Origin of the sequence: Streptomyces sp. cmx-4-9 (assembly GCF_046548835.1) — a bacterium.
Taxonomy (GTDB): Bacteria; Actinomycetota; Actinomycetes; order Streptomycetales; family Streptomycetaceae; genus Streptomyces.
The window spans coordinates 192,781-217,128 of the sequence record NZ_JAEBEE010000002.1 but is presented as its reverse complement, the minus strand read 5'-3'; the positions used below and the strand labels follow the sequence as shown (position 1 = coordinate 217,128).

Genomic DNA, 24,348 nt, shown 5'->3' with positions numbered 1-24,348 from the left:
GTCAGTTCCTCTCGACAGGGGTACGGGTGAGGACCGTGCGCGAGGCGGTGGTGGGGCGTCCGCCGCCGGTGACCACCTCGACGGGTGCCGGGTAGCTGAGGAAGCCCACCAGGCTGGCCGTCAGTCCGTACGCCCCGGTGTTGGGCACGGCCAGCAGGTCGCCGGCGTGCAGCGCGGGAAGGTCGGAGGGGCTGCCCCACTGGTCCAGCGGGGTGCACAGCGGGCCCACCAGGTGCACGGGCCGGCCGGTCGGTTCGGTGTCCTCGGCGTGGGCGCTGCCGGGCAGCCGCAGCAGGCCCGGCCGCAGCGGGGGCAGCCGGCGCAGCCCGGCGAGGCCGCCGAGGTGGTGGATGCCGCTGTCGAGCAGGGCGTACTGCCGGCCCTTGGACTCCTTGACCTCGACGACGGAGGTCACGAGGGTGCCGCAGGAGCCGACGAGGTAGCGGCCGGACTCGAAGGAGACGGCGGGTCCGCCGTCGCGCCAGGTGGGCACGTGCTCGTCGAGGAGCTTTTCGAGCCCCGTCCGCAGGCCCGGGTAGACGGGCCGTTCGCCGGCCTGGGCGTAGGGGGTGCCGAAGCCGCCGCCGAGGTCCAGCTCGCCGAACTCCCGGCCGAGGGCCCGGGCCAGTTCCCCGCACATGGCGAGGGCCGCGTCGAACTGGCCGAGCAGGACGTCCTCGGTGGGCAGGTTGGTGCCCATGTAGAGGTGCAGCCCGGTGATCCGGACCCGGCCGGTGTCCTGGAACGCCTCCGGGTCGGCCAGCACCCGGGCGAAGTCCACGCCGAACTTGGTGCTGACGCCCGCCATGGCCAGTCCCATGCCGGGTACGGGCCGGTCGGCGTTGATGCGCAGCAGGCACTCGATCGCGGCGTCCGGGTCCCGTCCGGTGTCCCGGGCCACGGCGGAGAGGGTCTCCAGGTCGCGCACGGACTCCACGGAGAAGCGGGTGACGCCCGCCCGCAGGGCCTCTCCGATTTCCGGAACGGTCTTTGCAGGGCCGCTGTACGTGATATCTGCGGGAGCAAAGCCCGCCACCAAAGCGGAATCCAGTTCTCCGGTGGAGCTGACCTCGGCCCGGCATCCCAGACGGGCCAGGACTCCCGCGACGTCGGGGTGCGGATTCGCCTTCAGCGAATAGTGGAGGACCGCCCCCTCCGGCAGCGCCGCCACGAGGTCCGCATGGGATTGCGCCACCACGTTCAGGTCATAGAGGTAGAGCGGTGTCCCGTACGCGGCGGCGGCCGCGTCCGGGGATATCGCCCCGGATCCAGCAATACTGTCGGTCATCGTGTCCCCGTGGAAGTGAGTGAGCCCAGGGCCGCTTTGTCGATCTTCCCGTGGGGTGTGAGCGGAAGCGCCTCCAGCACCTCGCACACTTCGGGAATTTTGTGCGGCTCAAGGCGGTCGCGAAGTCCGGCGAGAATTTCCGGAACGTTCAATTCACCGCTGACGAACAGACGGGCGGGACCGTCCCCGACGGGGGCGAGGGCGGCTGCCTGGTCGACTCCGGAAACGTCCAGCGCGGCCTGCTCTACCTCCGCGGTGCTCACGCGGAACCCCTTCCGCTTGTACACGTCGTCGTCCCGGCCGAGGAAGTAGATGAACCCGTCCTCGTCCAGCCGGCACTGGTCCCCCGTGAACAGGGCGGTCCGGCCGTCGGGGCCGGGCCGGAAGCGCCGGGCGGTGAGCTCCGGTGCGTTCCAGTACCCCGGCATCACGTGCGGGCCCAAGACCACCAGTTCGCCGCCGCTGCCGGGTGGCAGCTCCCGGCCCTGCTCGTCGACGACGGAGCAGCGGGTGCCGGGCAGCGGGCGGCCCACCGAGCCGGGGCGCGCATCCACGTTCTCCGGTTCCAGGATCGAGACGCGCTTGCACTCGGTCAGCCCGTACATGGGGGCGACGCGCAGCCCGGGGATCCGGGCGCGCAGCGAGGCGATGTGGGACTCGCCGAGCGCGGCGCCGGTGTTGGTCACCAGCCGCAGCTTCAGCCGGTGTTCGCCGGACCGGGCGGCCAGGCGGACCAGGGTGGCCGCGAGGGCGGGCACGAGCGGGAAGACCGTGGCACCGGTCTCCTCCAGCCTGCGCAGCAGCGCGGGTCCGGCCGAGGCGTCCCCGTCCAGGACCAGGTGCGCGCCCGCCGCCAGGGAGAGGAACACCTGGTAGAGGCCGTAGTCGAAGGAGAGGGGGGTGCAGGAGAACACGGTGTCGTCCGCCGCGTAGCCCAGCATCTGGCCGATCGCGTCGATCGCGAAGGCCATCTGGCGGTGCGGCGACATCACGGCTTTGGGCATGCCCGTGCTGCCCGAGGTGTAGATGAGGCAGGCCAGCTCGTCCTCGGAGCGCCCGGCGGCGTCCGCCGGGCCTGGGGCCGGCCCGGGAGCCGGCGCCGTCTCCCACAGGTCCTCGGTGAGGGCCACCGTGCGCACTCCGGTGCCGGCGTGGGCCGCGGTCAGCTCGGGGTCGACGAGCGCCAGCGCCGGGGAGCAGTCCGCGGCGATGTGGTCGAGGTGGAAGGGACGGACCCGGGGGTTGAGGAGCACCGCCACGGCGCCCGCGTACGAGCAGGCGAAGAGGGCGGCCACCGTCCCCGGCCCGTTGGGGGCGTGGACGAGGACCCGGTCCCCCGGGGCGACTCCCGACGCGGAGAGGCGGCCGGCCAGGTTCCGGCAGCGGCTGCGGAGTTCTCCGTAACTCCAGGTGGCACCCCCTGCGGTGAGCGCAGGACGGGACGCCTCGACCTCGCATTGTTTCTCGATCAGATCATGTAGGAAACGCAAGACTTACCCCTCGTAAGCGTGACGGACTCCACCTTCTCAAGGAGAGCGGAGCGTGTCTCAGCGGGAGCCGCGGGAATGTGTTGCATGTATGTGAAAAATGCAACGACACGCCGGTGACGACTCGGGCCGGAGTGCAACGAGAGTGGACGGCGGCCGCGCGGCCGCCGTCGAATGCATACCGTTTCCGTCTTCACAAGCCATGGCCCCCGCCACCCCTCCCCCGCTCCGCCCCGGAATTCCCCATTCACAAGAGGGGAGCCGGCGGAATACGGAGTTGCCATCCAATGGCCTTCGCCGCACAGAAGATCATTTGCGGTAGGGGAGTGCAACCCCGTATCCGCATAGCGAGACAAGGGGAAATAGGCCAAGCGGGACCATTGCGAAGATGTGCTGCCTCTCCGCCCCATAGCCCTCCCATCTCGCCCGGACTCCGTTGTCACGCGCAGGAGTACGCAGGCCAGGGAGTCGGCGGAGCCGGGCCCGGCCGCGGACTGCGCGGGCGGGCCCGGCCGGGCCGTGGGATCGGGGCGCGGGCCTTCAAGCGATCCTTGAGCGGTTCTCCGCCGGTCCTCCAGCGAAACCGTTCAGGGTCAGCGGCTCCACTTCTGCTGGGCGGCCCCGGTGCACGTCCAGATCCGCAGCCGGGTGCCGTTCGCCGAGCTGCCGCCCGTGGCGTCGAGGCACTTGTTCGCCTGCGGGTTGACGATGTCCCGGGCCGCCGGGAGGGCCCACTGCTGGGCGGGCGTCCCGTTGCAGTCCCACAGCTGGACCGGGGTGCCGTCGGCGGTGCCGCCGGAGGCCACGTCCAGGCACTTGCCGAGTGCCCGCACCGTACCGTCGGCTCCGACGCTCCACTGCTGGGCGCCGGTTCCGTTGCAGTCGTAGAGCTGGACGGCCGTCCCGTTGGCGGTGCCCGCCCCCGCCACGTCCACGCACTTGCCGCCGATCCCGGTGATGGCGCCGGCGCCGGGCTGGCCGTCGCCGGTGGTCACCCGGACGTGGTCGACGACGAGCTGCTGCGGGAAGGAGGTCCCGGCATCGGGGTCGCCGGGCCAGTAGCCGCCGACCGCGAGGTTGAGGATCAGGAAGAACGGCTTGTCGAAGACCCACTGGCGGCCACCGAGGTCGGCCGGGGTGCGACGCTGGTAGACGGCGCCGTCCACCGACCAGGTGATCGCGCCCGGGCTCCAGTCGACCGCGAAGGTGTGGAAGGCGTCGGCGAAGGCCTGGCCGCCGGGGAGGGTGTAGCCGGCGCCGATGCCGCCGGAGCCCGAGTAGCCGGGCCCGTGCAGGGTCCCGTGGACGGTGGACGGCTCGAAGCCCACGTTCTCCATCACGTCGATCTCACCCGAAGCCGGCCATCCGACCTGGCCGATGTCCGCGCCCAGCATCCAGAACGCGGGCCACATCCCCTGCCCGCGGGGGATCTTCATCCGGGCCTCGACGCGGCCGTGGGTCGTGGTGAACCGGCCGGCCGTGTTCAGCCGGGCGGAGGTGTACTCGCAACGGCCGTACCAGCAGTTGTAGTTGCCCGGGTTCTCGCGACGGGCGGTGATCACCAGGTGGCCCTGGCCGTCGAGGGCGGCGTTGCGGTTACCGGCGGTGTAGAACTGCCGTTCGTGGTTGTTGACGTTGTCGCCGGTCTCGGTCTGCCACTTGGCCCCGTCGACCGCCGAGCCCGCGGGCCCGTCGAAATCGTCGGAGAAGGTGACGGCGGCCGCCGCGGCGGCAGGACCGGACGGGGCGGGGCGGGCGGTGTCCGCCGGGGCCCCCTGGGCCGGACCGGTGGCCAGGGATGCGAGGGCGAGGACCGAGGCCAGGGACAGCAGCAGGCGGCGGGACAAGCGGGGGGAGTCCATGACTCTCCCTTCCTGGTGTGGGGGGAGGGAACCGCTTAGTTCACTGTGTGAGTTAAGAAGTGAACAAATGACCTGTCAAGGGTTTGGTATGGACCACGTTCCGTGGTCGGCGACGGCCCCCGCGGGTCGCCGCCCGACGGAAACCGGCCGAATCCCGCGGGTGCGCGGCCAGGCGGCGCACCCGCGTCCGCGCCGCGCACGGCCGGCGGCCTGCACGGGCACCGCAGCGCAGGTGACTGACCGGGTCTGCTCGTCTGCGTACGGGACGGCGGCTGTTTTCGGACATGATTCCCGACGCCAACTGAACGTAACGGCGCGCATCCTGACCATCTGTCAATACCCGTGCGTAGAACCGATAAGATCCCGGGCTGATGTCCAATGATCTTCCGCTGTCGATCGTTTGAGGGTTCTGATGGTTCGAGAGGGATCGTCGCCCGGTAGTCCAGGGCCCGCCTCACCCGTCGTATGGGTGCTGCCCGCACTGCTGACGGCTGCGGCCGCAGTGGTCGCGGTGGTGCTCGTGTCGGCACCCGCACGCACCCCCGTCGCATGGATCGGCGCCGCGGCCTTCGTCGCCGTCGCACTCTCCTGCAGCGAAACCGCCCGGCGGGGCAAGGCGATGGCGGTGCTCCGGGCCAGAGTCGCCGCCCAGGACGCGGCGCTGTCCCGCCAGCAGCACGAGACCGTACGGCTGGCCGAGAGCCTGCTGCCCGACATCGTGGCGCGGCTGCGCAAGGGCGAGTTCCCCGAGGACGTCATGGCCTCGATGGGGGATTCCGAGCCCTACCGGCACGGGCTGACCCCCGAGTTCACCGCGGCCCACCAGGCCGTGCTGCGCTCGGTGCTCGAGGCCGTGGTCGCGGAGGAGGACCTGCGCGACTCGGCGCAGCGCGCCTTCGTGAACATCGCCCGCCGCGTCCAGGCGATCGTCCACCAGCAGGCCACGGAACTGCGGGAGATGGAGGACCGGCACGGACAGAGCCCCGCGGTCTTCGGCGATCTGCTCCGCCTCGACCACGGCACCGCGCTCATCGGCCGTCTCGCCGACTCCATCGCCGTACTCGGCGGTGCGCGCCCCGGCCGGCAGTGGAGCAAGGCCGTGCCGCTGTACAGCGTGCTGCGCGGTGCGATGTCCCGGATCATCGACTACCAGCGCGTGGAGCTGCACTCGGTCTCCCAGGTCGCCGTCGTCGGCCCGGCCGTCGAACCGCTCATCCACGCCCTGGCCGAGCTGCTCGACAACGCCACCCGCTACTCCCCGCCGCAGACCAGGGTCCACCTGACCGCCGTCGACGTGAACTCCGGCATCGCGGTCGAGATCGAGGACGGCGGTCTGAGCATGAGCGAGGAAGCCCGCAAGCGGGCCGAGCGCATGCTGCGCCAGGCCCAGCAGGGAATCGACCTGACCGACCTGGGCGAGACCCCGCGCCTGGGCCTCGCCGTGGTCGGCCGGCTCTCGCAGGCCTACAACTTCCAGGTCTCGCTGCGCGCTTCGGCGTACGGCGGCGTGCGCGCCGTCCTGGTCATCCCGCAGGACCTGATCACCACCGTCTCCTCCGCGACGGGGGTCGCCCACGGCATCGGCACCTCCTCGGGCCCCCGCGCCGCCGCGCTGCAGCCGTCGGCCGCACCGGCCGGCCCGACCGCCTCCTGGAACGTGCGGCACTCGGCGGCCCCCGCCGCGGACCCCCGGGTCCCGCGTCCGGCCACCGGCCCGCGGCACGCGGCGGCCGCCCCGGCCGCCTACGACGGCGACGACGACCTCCCCGAGGTCACGGAGCGGACGGCGAACGGCCTTCCGCAGCGCCGCCGCAAGGCCCGTGCCACCGTGCCGGCCCAGCCCGCCGACTTCGCCCCGGCAGCCCCGGCGGCCCCGGCGGTCCCGGCCGCGGCGCCGGCGGAGCCCGAGCCCCAGGTGCAGCCGGGCATGTGGCTGGCCGCCTTCCAGAGCGGCCTCTCCGAGGACAGTCAGACCGGTCCCGGGCGGACCGGGGCAAGCCAGAACAGTGACGCCTCGCCTGACTCGGCGAGCAAGGGGGAACAGCCGTGAGCCAGATGCAGACCAATATGGACTGGATGCTCAAGGACCTGGCCGAGAGCGTTCCGCAGACCCGCCACGTGATCGTTCTCTCCGCCGACGGCCTGCGCATGGCCCAGTACGGGGCGGAGACCGACACGGCCGACCGGCTCGCCGCCGCCTGCGCCGGCCTGCAGAGCCTGGCCGGGGCGGTCGCCTCCGAACTCCCCCACAGCAGGGGCCGGATGCGGCTGGTCGTGATCGAGATGGACGGCGGGTTCTTCTACCTGATGGCGGCCGGGGCCGGCGCCTACCTCGCGGTCCTCGCCGACGAAGGGGTCGACGCCGGACTGATGGGCCAGCGGATGCGGGACCTGGTGGCGCGGATCGGAGAGCACCTCAGCAGCCCGCCGCGCCGCGACGGACAGCCCGCGTGAGCGACCCGGGCTCCCCGTGGGAGGACGGCACTCCCGAGCGGCTCTACGTCATCACGGGTGGTCGCAGCGGCCCGTTATCGGCCACCACCCTCGACCTGGTGACACTGATCATCGCCAGGTCGGGGCCCAGACCCGGGATGCAGCCGGAGCACGCGTCGATCCTGCGCATGTGCCAGTCGCCGCTCTCGGTGGCGGAGATCTCCGCGTACCTCGCACTCCCGGTGAGCGTGGTCACCGTTCTCCTGGGCGATCTGCTCGCCGCCGACCACGTGCTCTCCCGCGCACCCGTCGCCCTGGCCCAACTTCCGGACTTGGCATTGATTGAGGCAGTGATCGATGGACTTCGAAAGCTCTGACGCTCCTGCGGGGCCGCGGCAAGAGGACATATTGCCGGCCACCGCCGCCGCGGCGGTCAAGGTGGTGATCGTGGGCGGCTTCGGGGTCGGCAAGACGACCCTCGTCGGCGCCGTCAGCGAGATCCGCCCGCTGACCACCGAGGAGACGATGACCCAGGCCGGGGTCGGCGTCGACGACACGGCGGGCGTGGAACGCAAGAGTTCCACCACCGTGGCCATGGACTTCGGCCGCATCACCCTCAACGACGAGCTGGTGCTCTACCTTTTCGGCACGCCCGGCCAGCAGCGCTTCTGGTTCCTGTGGCACGGCCTGTTCGAGGGCGCGCTGGGGGCCGTCGTCCTGGTCGACACACGGCGCCTGGAGGTCAGCTTCGACGTGATCGGCCGCCTGGAGGAGCGCGGAGTGCCCTTCGTGGTCGCCGTCAACTCCTTCCCCTCGGCGCCCGAGCACCCGCTGGAGGAGCTGCGCAGTGCGCTGGACCTGCCCGCCTCCGTGCCGCTGATCCTGTGCGACGCCCGCCGCCGCGAGTCCAGCCGTGACGTCCTCATGGCGCTGATGCGCTACCTGCACTCCCTCGCCGTCACCCCGGAGGCATCGTGACCAGCCCGTTCCCCGACTCCCTGGACCCGGCCCAGCCCCTCCCGCCGCCCGGCTGCCCCGCGCACCGGCTGTACGGACCCGAGGCCGAGGCCGACCCGATGGGCCTGTACGAGAAGCTGCGCGCCGAGCACGGTGCGGTGGCGCCCGTCCTCGTGCACGGCGACCTGCCGGCCTGGCTGGTGCTCGGCCACCGCGAGAACCTGGACGTGGCCCGCACCCCCTCGCGCTTCAGCCGCGACCCCCGCCGCTGGCGCGACATGCAGGAGGGCAACGTACCGCCGGACCACCCGCTCACCCCGATGACGGCCTGGCAGCCGGTGTGCCACTTCGTCGACGGGGCCGAGCACGAGCGGCTGCGCGGAGCACTCACCGACTCCCTGGAGCGGTTCGACCGGCGCGGTGTGCGGCGCTACGTGAAGCGCTTCGCCGACCAGCTGATCGACGCCTTCGCCGAGCAGGGGCGGACCGACCTGATCGCCTCCTTCGCCGAGCCGCTGCCGATGCTGGTGATGACCCAGCTCGTCGGCGCCCCGGAGTCCTACGGTCCGCGCCTGGTCGAGGCGGCCCGCGACATGATCCGGGGCACCGCGACGGCCGTCTCCAGCAGCGAGTACGTCACGCTCACCCTGCGGGAGCTCGTCGCACGCAAACGGCAGGTGCCCGGCCGGGACTTCACGACCTGGATGCTGGAGCACCGCACGGGTCTGAGCGACGAGGAGATCGTCGAGCACCTGCGGCTGGTGCTGATCGCGGCGTTCGAGACGACGGCCAACCTGATCGCGAACACGCTGCGCCTGATCCTCACGGACAGCCGTTTCCGTGCGAGCCTGTCCGGCGGTCACATGACGCTGCCGGACGCCCTGGAGCAGGTCCTGTGGGACGAGCCGCCGCTGATGACCGTCCTGGGGCGCTGGGCCACCGGCGACACCGAGATCGGCGGGGCCCGGGTCAAGGCCGGGGACATGGTGCTGCTCGGGCTCGGAGCGGGGAACCTCGACCCGGAGATCCGGCCCGACCTGAGCGCGCCCGTCCACGGCAACCGCTCCCACCTGGCCTTCAGCGGCGGCCCCCACGAGTGCCCCGGCCAGGACATCGGCCGGGCCGTCGCGGACACCGGCATCGACACCCTGCTGACCCGGCTGCCCGATCTGGAGCTGGCGGTGCACGAGGGCGAGCTGCACTGGACCGCCTCGCTGATGTCCCGCCACCTGGTGGCACTGCCGGTGCGGTTCACCCCGCGCGTCGCCACGGTCACCGGGTCCACCCCGGTGCCCGGCGAGCAGTCGGCGGCCCCGTCCGAGGCGGCCCCGGCGGCCCCGGCGGCCCCGGCGGGACCGCCCCGGGTGCCGCCGGCGGCGCGGCGCTCGTGGTGGGCGCGCCTGTGGGGCCGCCGCTGACTCAGCGGCGGGCGCCGTCGAGCTGCTGCCACCACCAGGCGATGGCCGGGACCGGCGGCGCGTCGGTGCTCGGGTCGCTGGGGGTGTCCCGCCAGCTGATGTCGAAGCGCGCGCCGTCCACCGGGAGGGCGTTGCGGTTGCGCGGACTGGCGTAGCGGGGCGCCCCGACGTGGTACTCCAGGTCGCCCGCCAGCCAGTGCTCCAGCGAGAGCAGGTAGCGGCCCAGCTGCTCGCCGGCGTCCCGGCCGATCTGCTCGCGCAGCCGCTGGAAGAGGGTCACCGCCCGGTCCCGCAGGGCGTAGGCGGCCGGCAGGGCCTCGGCGGGCGTGCACCCGTCGCGCGCGGCCAGCACGTTGACCAGGTTCTGCTCCCAGGGGACCTGGTGGTCGTCCTTGTTGTACGAGAACAGGTCGTTGTCGCAGCTCACGATGAATCCGGCGGCGTCGGTGAGGGCCTGTACGGGGGCGGTGTACAGCTCCTCTCCCGGTACGGCGATCCCGTTCGCCACATCGCACCAGGACAGGGTGAACCGGGTGCCGTTGCTCGCGATCCGCTTGGCCACGAACTCGTTGAGGCCGGGCATGGCGGTCCGCCCCGCGCTCGCGGCCTGCCAGGTGGCGCCGAGCACCCATTCCCGTACGGCCTCGACGAAGCGGCGCAGCTGGACGGGGGTGAGCATGGCCCGGGTGCGGGCGGCGAGGTCCTCCAGGGCGGCGGTCTGCGGCCCCGGCGGCAGCAGTCCGGTGCCGGGGGCTTCGATGGTGCGGATCATCCGTGCGCCGTGGTCGGCGACGGTGGCCGTGCCGGCGGGCCCGGTCTCGGAGTCCTGCCAGTCGTCGGTGGAGAAGGCCCAGTAGTTCCACTCGGTGAACAGCACCATCGGCTCGACAGCGCCGTGGGGGATGATCCGGCTGGTGAACTCGGCGCTGTTCGTGGCCAGTCCCCAGGCCCGCTCGGTGGCGTCCGGGTAGATCCCGTACGCGTCGATCCAGTCGACGGCGCGCTTCTCCACCGCGGCGGCCTCGGGGTGGATCAGACCGCGTTCGAAGGGGCAGTAGAAGGCCGGCAGCTCCCAGCCGATCCGGGAGGGGCGACTGCCTTCGGCGTAGGCGGTCGGCATGGTCAGCTCCCCCCGCCGAGACGGAACAGCAGCAGACGGGTCTCCATCGCGTGGTCGCGCCAGATCCGGAACAGCTTGCCGTGGGTGACGGTGGACTCCAGGAGCCGTTCGCGCGACCAGGCGGCCGGGGATGCGGGAGCGGTGCCCGGCGTGCGGCCGGTGCCTTCGACCCGGTCCAGTTCGGCCGTGTTCCAGGCCATGGACTGCACCCAGAACTCGGCGACCCGGTCGGTGACGTCCTCGTCCTGCTCCAGCTCGAAGCCGGCTGCCCCGGCTGCCCTGATGTACTCGCTGAGGGTGCCCAGGCGCGTCTTGTAGTAGCCGTCGATGAACTCGGTCCACTCGGGACGGCAGATGAAGTGCTCCTGGATCCCGAACCAGCCGCCGGGCTTCAGTGCGCGGGCGACCACCTGGAAGAGGCGCTCGCGGTCCATGTAGCCGGAGCTCTCGTTGGCGTAGGCGGCGTCGTACCGGTCGGTGGTGGTGAACCCGTGGACGTCGGCGAGGACCGGGTCCACCCGGTCCGCCACTCCGCCCTGGCGGGCCAACTCCTTGATCAGGGGGACGTGCTCGCCGGCGACGGTCAGACCGGTGACCGTGGAACCGTGCTCCTGCGCCCAGTAGAGGGAGCCTCCGCCCACTCCGCAGCCGATGTCCAGCAGCCGGGCGGGCGGTGTGGCGTACGCACCCCAGGTCCGGGCCGCGTGGTCGACTATCGCCTCCTGCGACTCGACGATGCGGCGCTTGAGCACCCTCTGGGAGACCGTGGTGTTGGGGGCTGCGCCCGGGGCGAAGAGCCCCATGTGGAAGTGGATCCGGGGCCCGGGGCCGTACTTGTGGAGAATGTCCGCCGTCTTGCGGCTGTAGTAGAGCGGCACCTCACTCTCGTCGAAGGACTGGCCACCAGCGGGTACGGGTGGGTGGCTGACGAGGTTGCTGTCCATCTGTTCTCCGGTCCTGCGGTCACGTGGGGGTGTTGATCGGCCGCCCCACTCTGCCCATCAGTGATCGATAAAACGCCTCAACCGCTTGAGAATTGAGCATAGTCACACTTGAAATAACCACAATCCCGGCGGAGTTGTCATAGCGTCGGTGCAGCTCTGCCCTGATCCCTGTCCAGGCCATCCGGTCGGGAACCCCGCGCCCCCTCCGTCCGACTACTGCCCCGACGACGGAGCAGCGAGGAGAGGGAGGGGCGAGCCGATCGCGTGGTGAGTCCCCACACCGCCGGTGAGACGCCGAGTTCGGCGACCAGGCGGAGGCCGTCAGCGCCGGAGTTCCAGTCGCTCCGGTCGCAGCGCTTGCCGCCACCGGCCGCCTGGATCGGAGCAGTTGCCGGTCGGGGCGGCCGGCGGGTTCCCCCGGCGGGCTTGCGGCGTGGCTCACCCCTGCCGGTGTTTAGCAGGATCGGAGCAATTCGCGACCTGATCGTGCCCCTCTCGCGTGCGTCCTGCCACGATGAGCCGCCATGATTCCGGGCCGGTGTTGCCGAGCGGTACGGGCCGCAGTGGTCGCGGCCACCTGCGGGCTGCTCACTGCGCTCGGCCACGCCGTGGCGTCGGCAACTCCCCTGCCCTGGCGGGCGATGGCCGCGGCCTTCGCCGCGGTCACCTGGGCCGCGGTGGGCGTCCAGGCGTTCCTGCACGGCGGGTTCTCCCGCGCCCAGGCCGCTGCTGCCGCCGGAGGCACCGGCGGCGGGCCGCCCGCCCGGCGGTGGGTGCGGTACCTGCCGTGCGGTAGGCCGCAGACCCCGGGCGCCGCGGCGCCGGCGCCGCCGGTCAGCGCCGACGTGATGTCCGGGGGCGGATGCCACGCCCACCACGCGGCCCCCGCCGCATCCGCGGACCACGACATGGCGGCGGGCCCCCCTCCCGGCGGCATGCCGGCCGCCCACCTGCCGGCGGCCCTGCTGTGCGGGCCGTGGCTCGCGTATGGCGAGCGCGGCGTCTTCCGGCTGCGCGCGGGCGCCGGCTGGCTGCCGGCCCCGCTGCACCAGGTGTTCCGCGTTCCCCAGCCGCCGCACCGGCCGCGGGTGCCCGGACGCCGCGAGCACGGCTGGCTGCCGGCCCCGCTGCACCAGGTGTTCCGCGTTCCCCAGCCGCCGCACCGGCCGCGGATGCGCGGACGCCGCGAGCACGTGGCGCAGCCGCTGCGCCGGCTCCTGCCGGGCCACACCCTCACCTCGCGGGGTCCGCCGCGCGGGGCCGCCGGCCTCTGACAGCCGGCTCCCCGGTGGCGCGGCCCCGCTTCGCGGTCCCCGCCCCGGGCATCGGCTGCGCGCTTCGGCGCGCGGCCGTACGACCTCGCCGGCGCCGCCCGACACGCGGCGCCGGACCCGCATCCTGCCCGAAGGACACCAGGCGATGACCCCTGCCCTGACCACCCTCCGCGCGCCCGGGAACGGGCCCGCCCGGCCGACCGGCGGAGCCGACGAGGCGGTGACCCGGCTGGCGCTGGCGGCCCGCGGCGGCGACCCGCGGTGCACCGACCGGTTCGTGCGCTCCCTGCAGCGCGACGTCTGGCGCTACGTGGCCCACCTCAGCGCCGACCCGCAGGCGGCCGACGACCTCACGCAGGACACCTTCGTCCGGGCCCTCGGCGCGCTCCCCCGGTTCGAGGGCCGCTCCTCGGCGCGGACCTGGCTGCTGTCCATCGCCCGCCGCACGGTGGTGGACAGCCTCCGGTACGCGGCCGCGCGGCCCCGGACCTCGGACCGGGCCGACTGGCAGGCGGCGGCCGAGCAGGCCCAGCCGCGGGGCGTCCCCGGCTTCGAGGACGGCATAGCGCTCGCCGAGCTCCTCGCGGGCATCCCCGCAGAGCGCCGCGAGGCCTTCGTCCTCACCCAGCTCCTCGGACTGCCCTACGCCGAGGCGGCCCTCGCCATCGGCTGCCCGGTGGGCACCGTCCGCTCCCGGGTCGCGCGCGCCCGTAACGCGCTGGTCACCCTGCTGACGGACACCGCGGCGGACGGCCCGGTGGACCGCCCGGCAGCGTCGGCGCAACCGGCCGCGGCCGGTTCCTGAACGACGGCGGCCCGCCGCCCCGGCACGGGGGCGGCGGGCCGTCGGCGTACGGGGCCGGGAGGCGGCGGGGTCAGGAGCGTCCGCGCGGTTTGCCGCGGCGGGCGCCCTTGGCGCCGCCCTTGGCACCCTTGCCGCCGGACCCCGCGGAACCGCCGCGCGCACCCTTGGCACCGGCGGACTTGCCGCCCGCGGGCTTGCGCTGGGCGCCGCCCGCCTCCGGGCGCTTGCGCTTGGGCTGCGGCGGGGTCGGGGGGCGGCCGCGGGTGCTGTTGACGGTCCGGCCACGGACGATCCCGATGAACTCCTCCACCAGGTCGGTGGTCTCCTCCTGCGGCCAGGAGAGCGCGACGCGCGACTGCGGCACACCGGAGACCGGCCGGTAGGTGAGGTCCCTGCGGTGGTGGAGGCGGGCCAGCGACTGCGGAACGACGAGCACACCGACACCGGCCGCCACCAGCTCGACGGCGTCCTCCGTGGTGGCGGGGCGCTCCAGCGCCGGGCGCCCCGGCGGGTTCTCCCAGTCCAGGGTGTCGTCGAGGGGGTGCAGCACGATCTCGTCGGCGAGGTCCTCGGCGGAGACCTCCTCGGCCGCCGCCACGAGGTGGTCCTTGGGGACCACGACCACGGTGGTCTCGGTGTAGAGGGGGATCGCGCTGAGGTCGTCCCGGTCCACCGGGAGACGGACGAATCCCGCGTCGGCGGCGCCGTCACGCAGGACGCCGAAGGCCTCGGCGGCGGGGGCCGCGACGAGGGCGAGGGGGACGCCGGGCAGCCGCTCGTTCCAGATCCGCACCCATTTGGCGGGCGTCACTCCGGGGACGTACGCGAGCCGGAACGAAGGGGTTGTTTCCGAGCCTGTCACCCCGCCAGGTTACCGGTCGTGGTCGGAGGTAGCGCACATGCTCGATACCCTTGGCACCATGACGTCGCACCAGAGCACCCAGACCATGAAGCCCGCGACCGCGGCGAAGAAGCTGGGTGTGTACCTCGAGGCCACCCCCGCCGAGTTCCAGGAGGGTGTCGTCTCGCGCACCGAGCTGGCTGCGCTCCAGAGCGATCCGCCCCAGTGGCTGCAGGACCTGCGCGCCGACGGCCCGCACCCCCGCCCCGTGGTGGCGGCGAAGCTGGGCGTCTCCATCGCGGGTCTGGCCCGCGGCGGGGTCACCGAGCCCCTGACGACGGAGCAGATCGAGGCGCTGAAGGACGAGCTGCCCGAGTGGCTCCGGCGCGAGCGCGCGACCCAGGCCGAGGTCCGCAAAGAGACGGTCCGGATCAAGGAGAAGAAGGCGGAGCAGGCCGCGAAGCAGGACGGCAAGCAGGCCTGAGGCCCGTCCCCGGGGGCGCCCGGGGTGCCGGCCGGCTGACTGCACCACGCCGCGGGGCGGGGGTCCGAGGACCCCCGCCCCGCTGTCGTGCCGGGTCAGGCGTTGACGCAGGTGTTGCCGAGCGCCGGGTTCAGCAGACCGATCACGTTGACGCTGTTGCCGCAGAGGTTGATCGGCACGTGGACGGGGACCTGGATCACATTGCCCGAGAGCACGCCCGGGGAGCCGATGGCCGCACCCGAGGCGTCGGCGTCGGCGGAGGCCGCCGAGGCACCGCCGACGATCGCCACGGCGACGGCCAGGGCCAGACCGGCAGTCTTCAGAACACGGGACATGAGACGTCTCCTCGTTGCTGCAGAACGACGCGGGTGCGTCGCGCGGCCCCCACGGGGCCGCACCTTCTCTTCGGCAGGAAACCCCTGCTCGATGGGCCGTGGGGGGACGGTTCCCTCGAAAGGGTGGGCCTGCGCCTGCTGCATTCGGGCTGGCCCTTCCGGGCCCCCTCCCCGCCGGCCCGGGGCCGGACCGGCCCGGGTTGCGTCCGTGACCATGTCGTCCCGCCCCACCGGGGGGCGCCGGACTGTGGGGTCCGCGCACATGTGCCGCGAGGACGGGCCTGCCTAGCGTGTGCCCCCATGACGAGCGAATCCGACGCGGTTCCCGCAGGCTTTCCCGGCGGCTCCCAGGGCGTGGACCTCAGGGGGCGCACCGCCCTCGTGACCGGTGGCGCCGGCGGCATCGGGCGGGCCTGTGTGCAGGCCCTGGCCGAAGCCGGCGCCTTCGTGCACGTGGTGGACCTGGACGGGTCCGCCGCCGAGGAGGCGGCCCGGGCGGTCGGCGGGCGGGCGCACGCCGTGGACCTCGCGGACGCCGGGGCCGTGCACGGCCTGCCGCGCGCGGTGGACGTCCTCGTCAACAGCGCCGGGCTCCAGCATGTGGCCCCCCTGGAGGAGCTCCCGCCGGAGCGGTTCGAGCTGATGCAGAAGGTGATGGTCACCGCGCCGTTCCTGCTGCTGCGCCAGTGCCTGCCGCACATGTACGCGGGGTCCTGGGGGCGGATCGTGAACATCTCCAGCGTGCACGGCCTGCGGGCCAGCCCGTACAAGTCCGCCTACGTCGCCGCCAAGCACGGGCTGGAGGGGCTCAGCAAGGCCGCCGCCCTGGAGGGCGCCCCGCACGGGGTGACCAGCAACTGCGTCAGCCCCGGCTACGTCCGCACCCCGCTGGTGGAGGGGCAGATCGCGGCCCAGGCCGCCGCCCACGGCATCGCGCCCGGGGAGGTCGTGGCGGACGTGCTGCTCAGCCGCTCCGCGATCAAACGCCTGATCGAGCCGGAGGAGGTGGCCGCGGCCGTCGTCTGGCTCTGCGGCCCGCACACCGGCTTCGTCACCGGCGCCTCCCTCTCCCTCGACGGGGGCTGGGGCGCGCACTGAGCGCGCCGCCGCCCCGACAGCCCCGGTGTGGTGCCCGGCCACACCGGACGGGGCCCGATGGTGAGGCCCCGGCCCATAGGCCGCCGCTGCGGCGGCTTCTACGTTGTGCCGACACCGAACGTCCCCGCCTACCGCCTGGAGTGGTGCACATGGTCTCCCCCGCAACGGCCGCCCCGGCCGGGTCAGGCATCCGGAGGATCGTCGCCGCGAGCCTGGTCGGCACCACCGTCGAGTGGTACGACTTCTTCCTCTACGGCTCGGCTGCCGCCCTGGTCTTCAACACCCTGTTCTTCCCGTCCAGCGACCCGCTGACGGGCACCGTGCTCGCCTTCCTGACCTATGCGGTGGGCTTCGTCGCCCGGCCGCTCGGCGGCATCGTGTTCGGCCACTTCGGCGACCGGACGGGCCGCAAGAAGCTGCTGGTGCTCAGCCTGCTGATGATGGGCGGGGCCACCTTCGCGATGGGTCTGCTGCCCACCCACGCGAGCATCGGGGCGGGCGCCCCGCTGCTGCTCACCCTGCTCCGGCTGATTCAGGGCTTCGCCCTCGGCGGCGAGTGGGGCGGGGCGGTCCTGCTGGTCTCCGAGCACGGCGGTGACCGGCACCGCGGCTTCTGGGCCTCCTGGCCGCAGGCGGGTGCGCCCGGCGGCAACCTGCTCGCCACCGGCGTCCTGGCGCTGCTGGCGGCGGTGCAGTCCGAGGAGGCGTTCCTCGCGTGGGGTTGGCGGATCCCCTTCCTGCTTTCGGGGGTGCTCGTGGTGATCGGGCTGTGGATCCGCATATCCGTCTCGGAGTCCCCGGTCTTCCTGGCCGCCCGGCGCGCGGCGGACGAGCAGGCCGCGGCCGGGGTAGCGGAGAAGCCGCCGGTGCTGCAGGTGCTGCGCACGGGCCGGCGCCAGGTGCTGACGGCGATCGGGACCCGGCTCGGCGAGAACGTCTCGTACTACGTCCTCACCGCGTTCCTGCTCGTCTACGTCACCACCCACCTGGGCCTGCCCAAGAGCGCTGCGCTGAACGCCGTGCTGATCGGGTCGGCGGTGCACTTCGTGACGATCCCGCTGTGGGGCGCCCTGTCCGACCGGATCGGACGGCGGCCGGTCACCCTGGTCGGCGCGGTGGGCATGGCCGGCTGGGCCTTCGCCTTCTTCGCCCTGCTGGACACGGAGTCCTTCCCGGTCATCGCCTCCGCCGTCACCGTCGGACTGCTGCTGCACGGGGCGATGTACGGTCCGCAGGCCGCGTTCCTGTCCGAGATGTTCGACACCAAGGTCCGCTACTCCGGCGCCTCGATGGGCTCCCAGCTCGCCTCCGTCATCGGCGGGGCGCTGGCGCCGGTGATCGCGGTCGAACTCCTCAAGGACTACGGGTCGTCGGTGCCCGTGTCCGTCTACCTGTCCTTCACCGCCCTGGTCACCGCCGTGACCGTGTTCGCCGCCCGGGAGACCCGGGGCCGCGACCTGGCCGTGGACGGCCCGGCCGCCGTCCTGCCCCGCCCGCGCACGCCGGGCGGGGTCCCGTCCGGACCGGCGGGGACGCCGGCCGACCGGCGCTCCGGCTGACCGCCACCGCCCGTCCCGTCCGAGGAGGACCTGCCCGTATGCTCCGCACCGTGACCGGCTCAGGATCCGCTTCCGCCCGCCCCGATGCCCGCGCCGGCATGCGGCAGCTGCTCGACCTGCTGGCCCGGAGCGCGCCCGCGGAGGAGTTCGGCCGTCCCGGCGCGCAGGCCGCGGCGGCCGGGGCGGGCCCGGAGGAGCTCGCCGAGCTGGCCGAGGCCACCGAGACGGCCCTGCGGATCCGCCGGACGCTCGGCCAGCACCGCCGCCGCGAGGCCCAGCTGAGCGCCCTGTTCGACACGGCGAGCGACCTGGCCGCGCTGCGGGACCTGGACGCGGTGCTGCGGGCCATCGTCCACCGGGCCCGGCTGCTGCTCGGGACCGACGTCGCGTACCTGTCGCTGAACGACGAGGCCGCGGGGGACACGTACATGCGGGTCACCGACGGTGCGGTGGCCGCCGCCTTCCAGCGGGTCCGGCTGGGGATGGGCGAGGGGCTGGGCGGCCTGGTCGCCCAGAGCGCCCGCCCGTACGCCACCGGGGACTACCAGGGCGACACCCGCTTCCGGCACACCGCCCCGATCGACGGCGCCGTCCTCGAAGAGGGGCTGCGGGCCATCCTGGGGGTGCCGCTGCGGGTGGGCGCCCAGGTCATCGGGGTGCTGTACGCGGCCGACCGCACGCCGCGCGCCTTCACCCCGGACGAGGTGGCGCTGCTCTCCTCCCTGGCCGACCACGCGGCGGTCGCCATCGACTGGGCCCGGCTGCTGGAGGAGACCCGGGCCGCGCTCGTGGACCTGGGGGCCGCGACCGAGACCGTGCGCGCGCAGAGCGAGGCCATGCGGCGTGCGGAGCGGGCCCACGACCAGCTCACCGACCTGGTGCTGCGGGGCGGTGACGCCGCCGGGGTGGCCGAGCAGCTCGCCGGGCTCCTGGCCGGCGGGATCGTGATCCACGATGCGGAGGGCGCGGAACTGGCCCGGACGGGAACGCCACCGCTCGCCGCACCCGCCCGCGCCGTGGCGGCCTCCCGGGCCGGCGGCCGGGCCGTCCCCCTCGACGGGACCTGGGTGTGCGCCGTGCTGGCCGGGCCGGAGCTGCTGGGCAGCATCGCCCTGACGGGCCGTCCGGACCTGGCGGACGCCGACCGGCTCCTGTTCGAACGGGCGGGCGTGGTCACCGCGCTGCTCCTGCTGCTGCGGCACTCCGTGGCGCAGACCGAGGACCGGGTGCGCGGGGAACTGCTGGGCGACCTGCTGTCGGCCTCCGGGGACCCCGCGGGGCTCGCCGGCCGGGCCCGGCGCACCGGCGTGGACCTGGACCGGCCGCCGGCGGTGTTCGTCCTGCAGTGCGAGGCGGTCCCCCGCCACCGGCTGCTCGCGGCGGCGGCCCGGACCGCGCACGGCTGCGGGGGCATGGCCGGGCTCCACCACGAGCACGTCGTCCTGGTCCTGCCGGGCGCGGATCCGGGCCCCCGCGCCCAGGCGCTCGCCGCCGAACTGGGCCGGGCGGTCACCGCGGAGGTCACGGTGGGCGCGGCCGGTCCCGCCGAAGGGCCGGCCGGGCTGCCTGCCGCGCACGCCGAGGCCCACCGGGCGCTGTCCGCGCTGCTGGCGCTGGGCCGTGCCGGCCGGGGCGGGGCCCTGGCCGACCTGGGCTTCGTGGGGGTGCTCCTCGGCGACCGGGCGGACACGGCCGGGTACGTGGCGCGGACGCTGGGCCCCGTACTGGACTACGACGCCGCCCGCGGCACGGAGCTGACCGCGACCCTGGAGGCGTACTTCGTGCAGGGCGCCAGCCTGACCCGGACCAAGGACGTGCTGCACGTCCACGTGAACACCGTGGTCCAGCGTCTGGAGCGGGTGGGGCGCCTGCTGGGACCGGACTGGAACGCCCCGGACCGGGCCCTGGAACTGCAGCTCGCGCTGCGGCTGCACCGGCTGGCGCCGGACCGCTGACGGGCCCGGCGCCGGCGCCAGGTCCGATCAGGACCGGCCGAGCAGGGTGCTCATGACCTCGTGCAGGACGGCCTGCGGGTCCTCCACGGCCTGGGTCCAGCGCCAGGCGACGAACCCGTCGGGGCGGACGAGGACCGCGCCCTCCGGGTGCGTGCCGTGGGCCTGCGCCCAGTCGGCTCCGTTCTCGGGGATCAGGTCGGCGTCCGCGCCGATGCCGATCGCGTACGCGTCCAGGCGCATGCCCAGCTGTTCCGCGACCTCGACGGCCGCCGCCCGCCAGGGCGTGCCCTCGGAGCTGAGCAGGACGAAGGAGCGTTCGTACAGGTCGAGGCTGGACTTGCGCGCGCCGTCCAGGCCGAGCCACAGGTGCGGGGCGCGGGTGCCGGGTTCGCCGGACAGCTGCATCCGCTCGGGTACGACGGGTCCTGCGGGGTCGGTGCCCACCACGGCGCCCTGGTTGTAGCGGTAGCCCATGGCCACGGCGAGGACCCCGCCCTGGCGTCCGCCGGCCGCCGCGGGGGCGGGGGCGTACCCCGGGTGGCTGTGCTCGGCCGAGCGGGCCGAGGCCCGCTCGCTGGTGGCCCGGGCCACCGGCTGCCGTTCGCTCTCGTACGTCTCCAGCAGAGCGGGACCGGCCCAGCCCTCCAGGACCGCGGCCAGCTTCCAGGCGAGGTTGTGGGCGTCCTGGATCCCGGTGTTCGAACCGAACGCCCCGGTGGGGGACATCTCGTGGGCGGAGTCACCGGCGAGGAAGACCCGGCCGGAGCCGTACTGCCGCGCGACCCGCTCCGCGGCGTGCCACGGTGCCTTCCCGGTGATCACCACGTCCAGGTCGGGTGCGCCGACGGCGCGGCGGATGTGGTCGGTGCAGCGCTCGTCGGTGAAGTCCTCCAGCGTCTCGCCGCGGTCCGGGTGCCAGGGCGCGTGGAAGACCCACTGCTCGTGGTTGTCGACCGGCAGCAGGGCGCCGTCCGCGCCGGGCTTCGTCAGGTAGCAGACGATGAAGCGGCGGTCGCCGACGATGCGCGTGAGCCCGTGGGACCGGAAGGTGATGCTCACGTTGTGGAAGAGGTCCCCGGAGCCGCTCTGGCCGATCCGCAGCTGCTCACGGACCGGGCTGCGCGGGCCGTCGGCGGCCACCAGGTAGTCCGCACGGACGGTCATGTGCTCGCCCGTGTCCCGCTTCTTCACCACGGCCGTGACACCGGTCTCGTCGTGGTCGAAGGAGAGCAGTTCGGTGGAGTACCGCAGGTCCGCGCCCAGGGAGGGGGCCACCGACTGCAGGACCGGCTCGATGTCGTTCTGGCTGCACAGGCACCAGGTCGACGGGCTGAAGCGTGCGATGGCGCCGCCGGGGTCGATCTCCTCGAACAGCCACTCCTGGTCGTCGCCGGTGAGGGAGCCGCCCTGGAGGATGCCGTGGTTGTCGCAGAGCACCGAGGCCGCCTCGCGGATCCGGTCCTCCACGCCGGCGACCCGGAACACCTCCATGGTCCGTACGTTGATCCCGCGTCCGCGGGGATGCATCGAGGTACCGGCGTGCTTCTCGACGAGCATGTGCCGGATGCCGTGGCGGCCCAGGAACAGGGAGGTGCACAGGCCCACCAGTGAGCCGCCCACGATGAGGACCGGTACACGATGGTCAACGTTTTCCGTCATGTCTCTTCCATGCCCTGCGGCGGGAGCCAGTGGGACGTTTCCGCCTCCCATTCACCCGCTTGGTTCTCCCCTCTCGCGCCGGTCGCAGTACCGGACCACGATCGATTCCGGGTGGCGCCACCCGAGAACCGGGGGCCGACCGGCCGCATGCGCAGGCGGATCACCCGACGGATTCCACCGAGGACTGACGGCGTGCCACGGGACGTGGCGCCCGGCACGGTCCCGAAGGAGTGAGAACGATGACCACTTTGTCGGAACGGATATCGCAGTCCGCCTTCGACGGCTCCAGGCTTCGGGTCGTGCTGCTGCTTGACCTGTACGACGGCGCCCAGAAGCAGTTCCTCCAGGTGTACGAGAACCTGCGCGAGCAGGTGTCCTCCGTGCCCGGGCACATCAGTGACGAGCTGTGCCAGTCGATCGAGAACCCCTCCCAGTGGCTCATCACCAGCGAATGGGAGAGCGCCCCGCCCTTCCTGGCCTGGCTGGGCAGCGAGGAGCACCTGCGCTCGGTCGAGCCGCTGCACGGCTGCGTCCGGGACACCCGCTCCCTGCGTTTCAGCGTGCTGCAGGAGAGCGGCAAGACCGTGCCCGACCTCCCGCTGCCCGTGAAGGGCCGTCTGCAGGGCGCGCCCCGGCGCGGGGACGGCGTGGTGCGCCACGCCCTCACCTTCACCGTCAAGCCCGGCAGTGAGGACGTCGTCGCGAAGCTGATGGCCGGCTACGCCTCACCACAGGCGAGGGTCGACGAGAGCACCTGGCTGCGCCGTACCTCGCTGTTCATGCACGGCAACCGCATCGTCCGCGCCATCGAGGTCGAGGGGGACCTCCTCGCGGCGTTGCGGCACGTGGCCCGCCAGCCCGAGGTCAGGGCCCTCGAAGAGGCCCTCAACCCGTACCTGGAGCAGAGCCGGGACCTCGACGACCCGGCGTCGGCGCGGGTGTTCTTCACCCGTGCGGCGCTCCCGGCCGTCCACCACGTGTCCGCGGGCGGCGACGAGGGCGCCGACGTGCGCAGGCACGCGCTGTTCTACCGGGCCAAGCCCGGGTACGGGATGGCGCTCGCCCGGCTGGTCGCCGGGCAGGACGAGGCGGCCGTCGACGACCTCACCAACCCCGTCGAGGGCAGCACCGTCTTCCAGCGCGACGACCTCGTCGTCCGGCTCCTGGACCTGCGCGGCCCGCTCGACGCCCGGCCGGCCCTGGCCCTCGGTGTCGAGGGCGAGCGCAAGGCGGCCGTCCTCGGGAGGCTGCTCGACGAAGGCGACGGCTACGGGACCACCGGGGCCGAAGAGGGCCTGCTGGCCACCGACCGCGGTCTGGCCCGCTTCCTGGCCCGGTCCACCATGCGTCCGATCACCGATCGGCGGACCTCGGTGGAGGTCTGATCCGTTCGTCCCCCGACAAGGAGAACCCCGTCATGACCGCTCAACTGACCATCGAGGAACTGGCCGCCCTGATGAAGAAGGGCGCCGGCATCTCCGTCGACCCCGCCGACATGGCGAGCCGGCCCGACTCGGCCTTCGAGGTGTGGGGCCTGGACTCGCTGGGGCTGCTCGGCATCGTCGGCGAGCTGGAGAACCGGCACGGCCGGCCGCTGCCCGCGGACGCCGACCGGTGCAAGACCCCGCAGGAGTTCCTGAGTCTCGTCAACGGCGCCCTGGTGCGGGGCGCCTGAGTCGCGCGGGCACCCCGGGGCCGGCGGCGGCGCGCCGGCCCTGGGGTGCCCATGCGGGCTGCGTCACCCGGGCACGCTGCACTCGAATGCGTGCAGGTACGGGTTCACCGGGCGGATGTCCCCGATGATCAGCCCGGCGTCCGTGAGGCGGGTGACGAGGCTCTCCCGGGTGTGCTTCGCACCGCCGACGTTGAGCAGCAGCATCAGGTCCATGGCCGTGGTGAACCGCATCGACGGGGTGTCGTCCACGAGGTTCTCGATGACGACGACCCGTGCTCCGGGGCGGGCCGCGGCCATGACGTTGTGCAGGGTCCGGCGGGTGCTCTCGTCGTCCCACTCCAGGATGTTCTTGATGATGTAGAGGTCGGCCTCGACGGGAATGGCCTCGCGGCAGTCGCCGGGGACGATCCGGGTCCGTGCGGCGAGCGCGCCGCCCTCCCGCAGCCGAGGGTCGGCCTTGGCCGCCACGCCGGGCAGGTCCAGCAGGGTGCCGCGGACCTCCGGGTGCTTCTCCAGCAGGCCGGCCAGGACATGGCCCTGGCCGCCGCCGATGTCGGCGACCTCGGACACCCCGGTGAGGTCCAGGAGTTCGGCGACGTCCAGCGCCGACTGCATGCTGGACGTGGTCATGGCCCGGTTGAACACGTGGGCCGACTCGTGCGCGTCCTGGTGGAGGTAGTCGAAGAAGCCCTTGCCGAAGACGCCCTCGAACACGTTCCCCCCGGAGCGGACCGCGTCGTCGAGCAGCGGCCAGGCCTGCCAGGTCCAGGGCTCCGTGCACCACAGGGAGATGTACCGCAGGCTGTGCGGGTCGTCCTCGCGCAGCAGCCGTGACATCTCCGTGTGGACGAAGCGGCCGTCCGGGGTCTCCTGGAAGACGCCGTAGCAGGACAGGGCGCGCAGCAGCCGGCGCAGGGGCAGCGGTTCGGCGTGCACGGCGGCCGCGAGTTCCTCGGCGGTGGCGGGTGCCTCGCCGAGGGCGTCGGCGACGCCGAGACGGGCGGCCGCCCGGACGGCCGCGGCGCAGGCGGCGCCGAAGACGAGTTCCCGCAGCCGCATGCCGGGCGCGGGGGCCGGTGCGGCGGCGGGGGTGACGGGAGCGGGGGTGGGGCTGACGGTGGTCATACGGCCTCTCTTCTCCTGGTGGCGGTGGC

Annotated in this window: 22 protein-coding genes; 13 read left to right on the top strand and 9 right to left on the bottom strand. The window is 73.4% G+C overall.

Features of this window, described 5'->3' with window-relative positions; genetic code table 11:
- Window position 1 precedes the first annotated feature (1 nt).
- The 3 genes from ACLJTM_RS07090 to ACLJTM_RS07080 form a co-directional block, all read right to left on the bottom strand.
- Window positions 2-1,288 (bottom strand): type III PLP-dependent enzyme, encoded by a 1,287-nt coding sequence (locus tag ACLJTM_RS07090; protein WP_411102546.1) that lies wholly within the window; start codon window positions 1,286-1,288, stop codon window positions 2-4.
- Window positions 1,285-2,778: a class I adenylate-forming enzyme family protein gene (locus ACLJTM_RS07085; protein WP_411102545.1), complete on the bottom strand. Its 1,494-nt coding sequence runs from the start codon at window positions 2,776-2,778 to the stop codon at window positions 1,285-1,287. Before ACLJTM_RS07085 ends, ACLJTM_RS07090 begins: the two co-directional genes overlap by 4 nt.
- Before the next feature lie 590 nt (window positions 2,779-3,368).
- Complete coding sequence (locus ACLJTM_RS07080; protein ID WP_411102544.1) at window positions 3,369-4,637, bottom strand: ricin-type beta-trefoil lectin domain protein; 1,269 nt, start codon at window positions 4,635-4,637, stop codon at window positions 3,369-3,371.
- A 412-nt stretch (window positions 4,638-5,049) separates the two neighbouring features.
- Here ACLJTM_RS07080 and ACLJTM_RS07075 point away from each other — a divergent pair, with 412 nt between their 5' ends.
- Genes ACLJTM_RS07075 through ACLJTM_RS07055 form a run of 5 tightly spaced genes read left to right on the top strand, consistent with a single transcriptional unit; the run spans window position 5,050 to window position 9,445 of the window.
- On the top strand, window positions 5,050-6,687 hold the full coding sequence (locus ACLJTM_RS07075) for a sensor histidine kinase (RefSeq protein WP_411102543.1): 1,638 nt from the start codon (window positions 5,050-5,052) through the stop codon (window positions 6,685-6,687).
- 5 nt (window positions 6,688-6,692) lie between these two features.
- Window positions 6,693-7,091 (top strand): roadblock/LC7 domain-containing protein, encoded by a 399-nt coding sequence (locus ACLJTM_RS07070; protein WP_411103261.1) that lies wholly within the window; start codon window positions 6,693-6,695, stop codon window positions 7,089-7,091.
- A complete protein-coding gene (locus tag ACLJTM_RS07065; protein WP_411102542.1) occupies window positions 7,088-7,447 on the top strand; it encodes a DUF742 domain-containing protein in 360 nt (119 codons plus the stop codon). Before ACLJTM_RS07070 ends, ACLJTM_RS07065 begins: the two co-directional genes overlap by 4 nt.
- Complete coding sequence (locus ACLJTM_RS07060; RefSeq protein WP_411102541.1) at window positions 7,428-8,048, top strand: GTP-binding protein; 621 nt, start codon at window positions 7,428-7,430, stop codon at window positions 8,046-8,048. The genes ACLJTM_RS07065 and ACLJTM_RS07060 overlap by 20 nt, the downstream gene beginning before the upstream one ends.
- Complete coding sequence (locus ACLJTM_RS07055) at window positions 8,045-9,445, top strand: cytochrome P450 (RefSeq protein ID WP_411102540.1); 1,401 nt, start codon at window positions 8,045-8,047, stop codon at window positions 9,443-9,445. The genes ACLJTM_RS07060 and ACLJTM_RS07055 overlap by 4 nt, the downstream gene beginning before the upstream one ends.
- Before the next feature lies 1 nt (window position 9,446).
- Here ACLJTM_RS07055 and ACLJTM_RS07050 read toward each other — a convergent pair whose 3' ends face one another.
- Together ACLJTM_RS07050 and ACLJTM_RS07045 are read right to left on the bottom strand one after the other, a co-directional pair.
- A complete protein-coding gene (locus ACLJTM_RS07050; protein ID WP_411102539.1) occupies window positions 9,447-10,565 on the bottom strand; it encodes a terpene synthase family protein in 1,119 nt (372 codons plus the stop codon).
- A gap of 2 nt (window positions 10,566-10,567) precedes the next feature.
- Window positions 10,568-11,509 (bottom strand): SAM-dependent methyltransferase, encoded by a 942-nt coding sequence (locus ACLJTM_RS07045; RefSeq protein ID WP_411102538.1) that lies wholly within the window; start codon window positions 11,507-11,509, stop codon window positions 10,568-10,570.
- Window positions 11,510-12,072: 563 nt separating this feature from the next.
- Here ACLJTM_RS07045 and ACLJTM_RS07040 point away from each other — a divergent pair.
- Complete coding sequence (locus ACLJTM_RS07040) at window positions 12,073-12,783, top strand: hypothetical protein (protein ID WP_411102537.1); 711 nt, start codon at window positions 12,073-12,075, stop codon at window positions 12,781-12,783.
- A 145-nt stretch (window positions 12,784-12,928) separates the two neighbouring features.
- The gene (locus tag ACLJTM_RS07035; protein WP_411102536.1) at window positions 12,929-13,588 is read left to right on the top strand and encodes a sigma-70 family RNA polymerase sigma factor; all 660 of its coding nucleotides are present in this window, start codon (window positions 12,929-12,931) and stop codon (window positions 13,586-13,588) included.
- Window positions 13,589-13,658: 70 nt separating this feature from the next.
- On the opposite strand, the gene ACLJTM_RS07030 is transcribed toward ACLJTM_RS07035, so the two are convergent.
- Complete coding sequence (locus tag ACLJTM_RS07030; RefSeq protein WP_411102535.1) at window positions 13,659-14,450, bottom strand: LysR family transcriptional regulator substrate-binding protein; 792 nt, start codon at window positions 14,448-14,450, stop codon at window positions 13,659-13,661.
- A 58-nt stretch (window positions 14,451-14,508) separates the two neighbouring features.
- Between ACLJTM_RS07030 and ACLJTM_RS07025 the strand changes: the two genes are divergently transcribed.
- Window positions 14,509-14,913 (top strand): DUF5997 family protein, encoded by a 405-nt coding sequence (locus ACLJTM_RS07025; RefSeq protein WP_411102534.1) that lies wholly within the window; start codon window positions 14,509-14,511, stop codon window positions 14,911-14,913.
- A gap of 95 nt (window positions 14,914-15,008) precedes the next feature.
- Here the strand turns inward: ACLJTM_RS07025 and ACLJTM_RS07020 are convergent, their stop codons facing one another.
- Window positions 15,009-15,248, bottom strand: coding sequence for a chaplin (locus ACLJTM_RS07020; RefSeq protein WP_411102533.1), 240 nt, complete (start codon window positions 15,246-15,248; stop codon window positions 15,009-15,011).
- Window positions 15,249-15,548: 300 nt separating this feature from the next.
- Here ACLJTM_RS07020 and ACLJTM_RS07015 point away from each other — a divergent pair, with 300 nt between their 5' ends.
- The 3 genes from ACLJTM_RS07015 to ACLJTM_RS07005 all read left to right on the top strand — a co-directional run bounded on the left by ACLJTM_RS07015 (window position 15,549) and on the right by ACLJTM_RS07005 (window position 19,860).
- The gene (locus tag ACLJTM_RS07015) at window positions 15,549-16,346 is read left to right on the top strand and encodes a 3-hydroxybutyrate dehydrogenase (protein ID WP_411102532.1); all 798 of its coding nucleotides are present in this window, start codon (window positions 15,549-15,551) and stop codon (window positions 16,344-16,346) included.
- A gap of 149 nt (window positions 16,347-16,495) precedes the next feature.
- Window positions 16,496-17,905 carry an MFS transporter gene (locus ACLJTM_RS07010; protein ID WP_411102531.1) on the top strand — a complete coding sequence of 470 codons (1,410 nt, stop codon included), beginning with the start codon at window positions 16,496-16,498 and terminating at the stop codon, window positions 17,903-17,905.
- 38 nt (window positions 17,906-17,943) lie between these two features.
- Entirely contained in the window at window positions 17,944-19,860 is a 1,917-nt protein-coding gene (locus tag ACLJTM_RS07005) for a helix-turn-helix domain-containing protein (protein WP_411102530.1), read from the top strand.
- 27 nt (window positions 19,861-19,887) lie between these two features.
- On the opposite strand, the gene ACLJTM_RS07000 is transcribed toward ACLJTM_RS07005, so the two are convergent.
- Window positions 19,888-21,519: an FAD-dependent oxidoreductase gene (locus tag ACLJTM_RS07000; RefSeq protein WP_411102529.1), complete on the bottom strand. Its 1,632-nt coding sequence runs from the start codon at window positions 21,517-21,519 to the stop codon at window positions 19,888-19,890.
- 239 nt (window positions 21,520-21,758) lie between these two features.
- Between ACLJTM_RS07000 and ACLJTM_RS06995 the strand changes: the two genes are divergently transcribed.
- Together ACLJTM_RS06995 and ACLJTM_RS06990 are read left to right on the top strand one after the other, a co-directional pair.
- Entirely contained in the window at window positions 21,759-22,904 is a 1,146-nt protein-coding gene (locus ACLJTM_RS06995; protein ID WP_411102528.1) for a SchA/CurD-like domain-containing protein, read from the top strand.
- 32 nt (window positions 22,905-22,936) lie between these two features.
- Entirely contained in the window at window positions 22,937-23,194 is a 258-nt protein-coding gene (locus ACLJTM_RS06990; protein ID WP_411102527.1) for an acyl carrier protein, read from the top strand.
- Window positions 23,195-23,257: 63 nt separating this feature from the next.
- On the opposite strand, the gene ACLJTM_RS06985 is transcribed toward ACLJTM_RS06990, so the two are convergent.
- The gene (locus ACLJTM_RS06985) at window positions 23,258-24,319 is read right to left on the bottom strand and encodes a methyltransferase (RefSeq protein ID WP_411102526.1); all 1,062 of its coding nucleotides are present in this window, start codon (window positions 24,317-24,319) and stop codon (window positions 23,258-23,260) included.
- Between the last annotated feature and the right edge of the window lie 29 nt (window positions 24,320-24,348).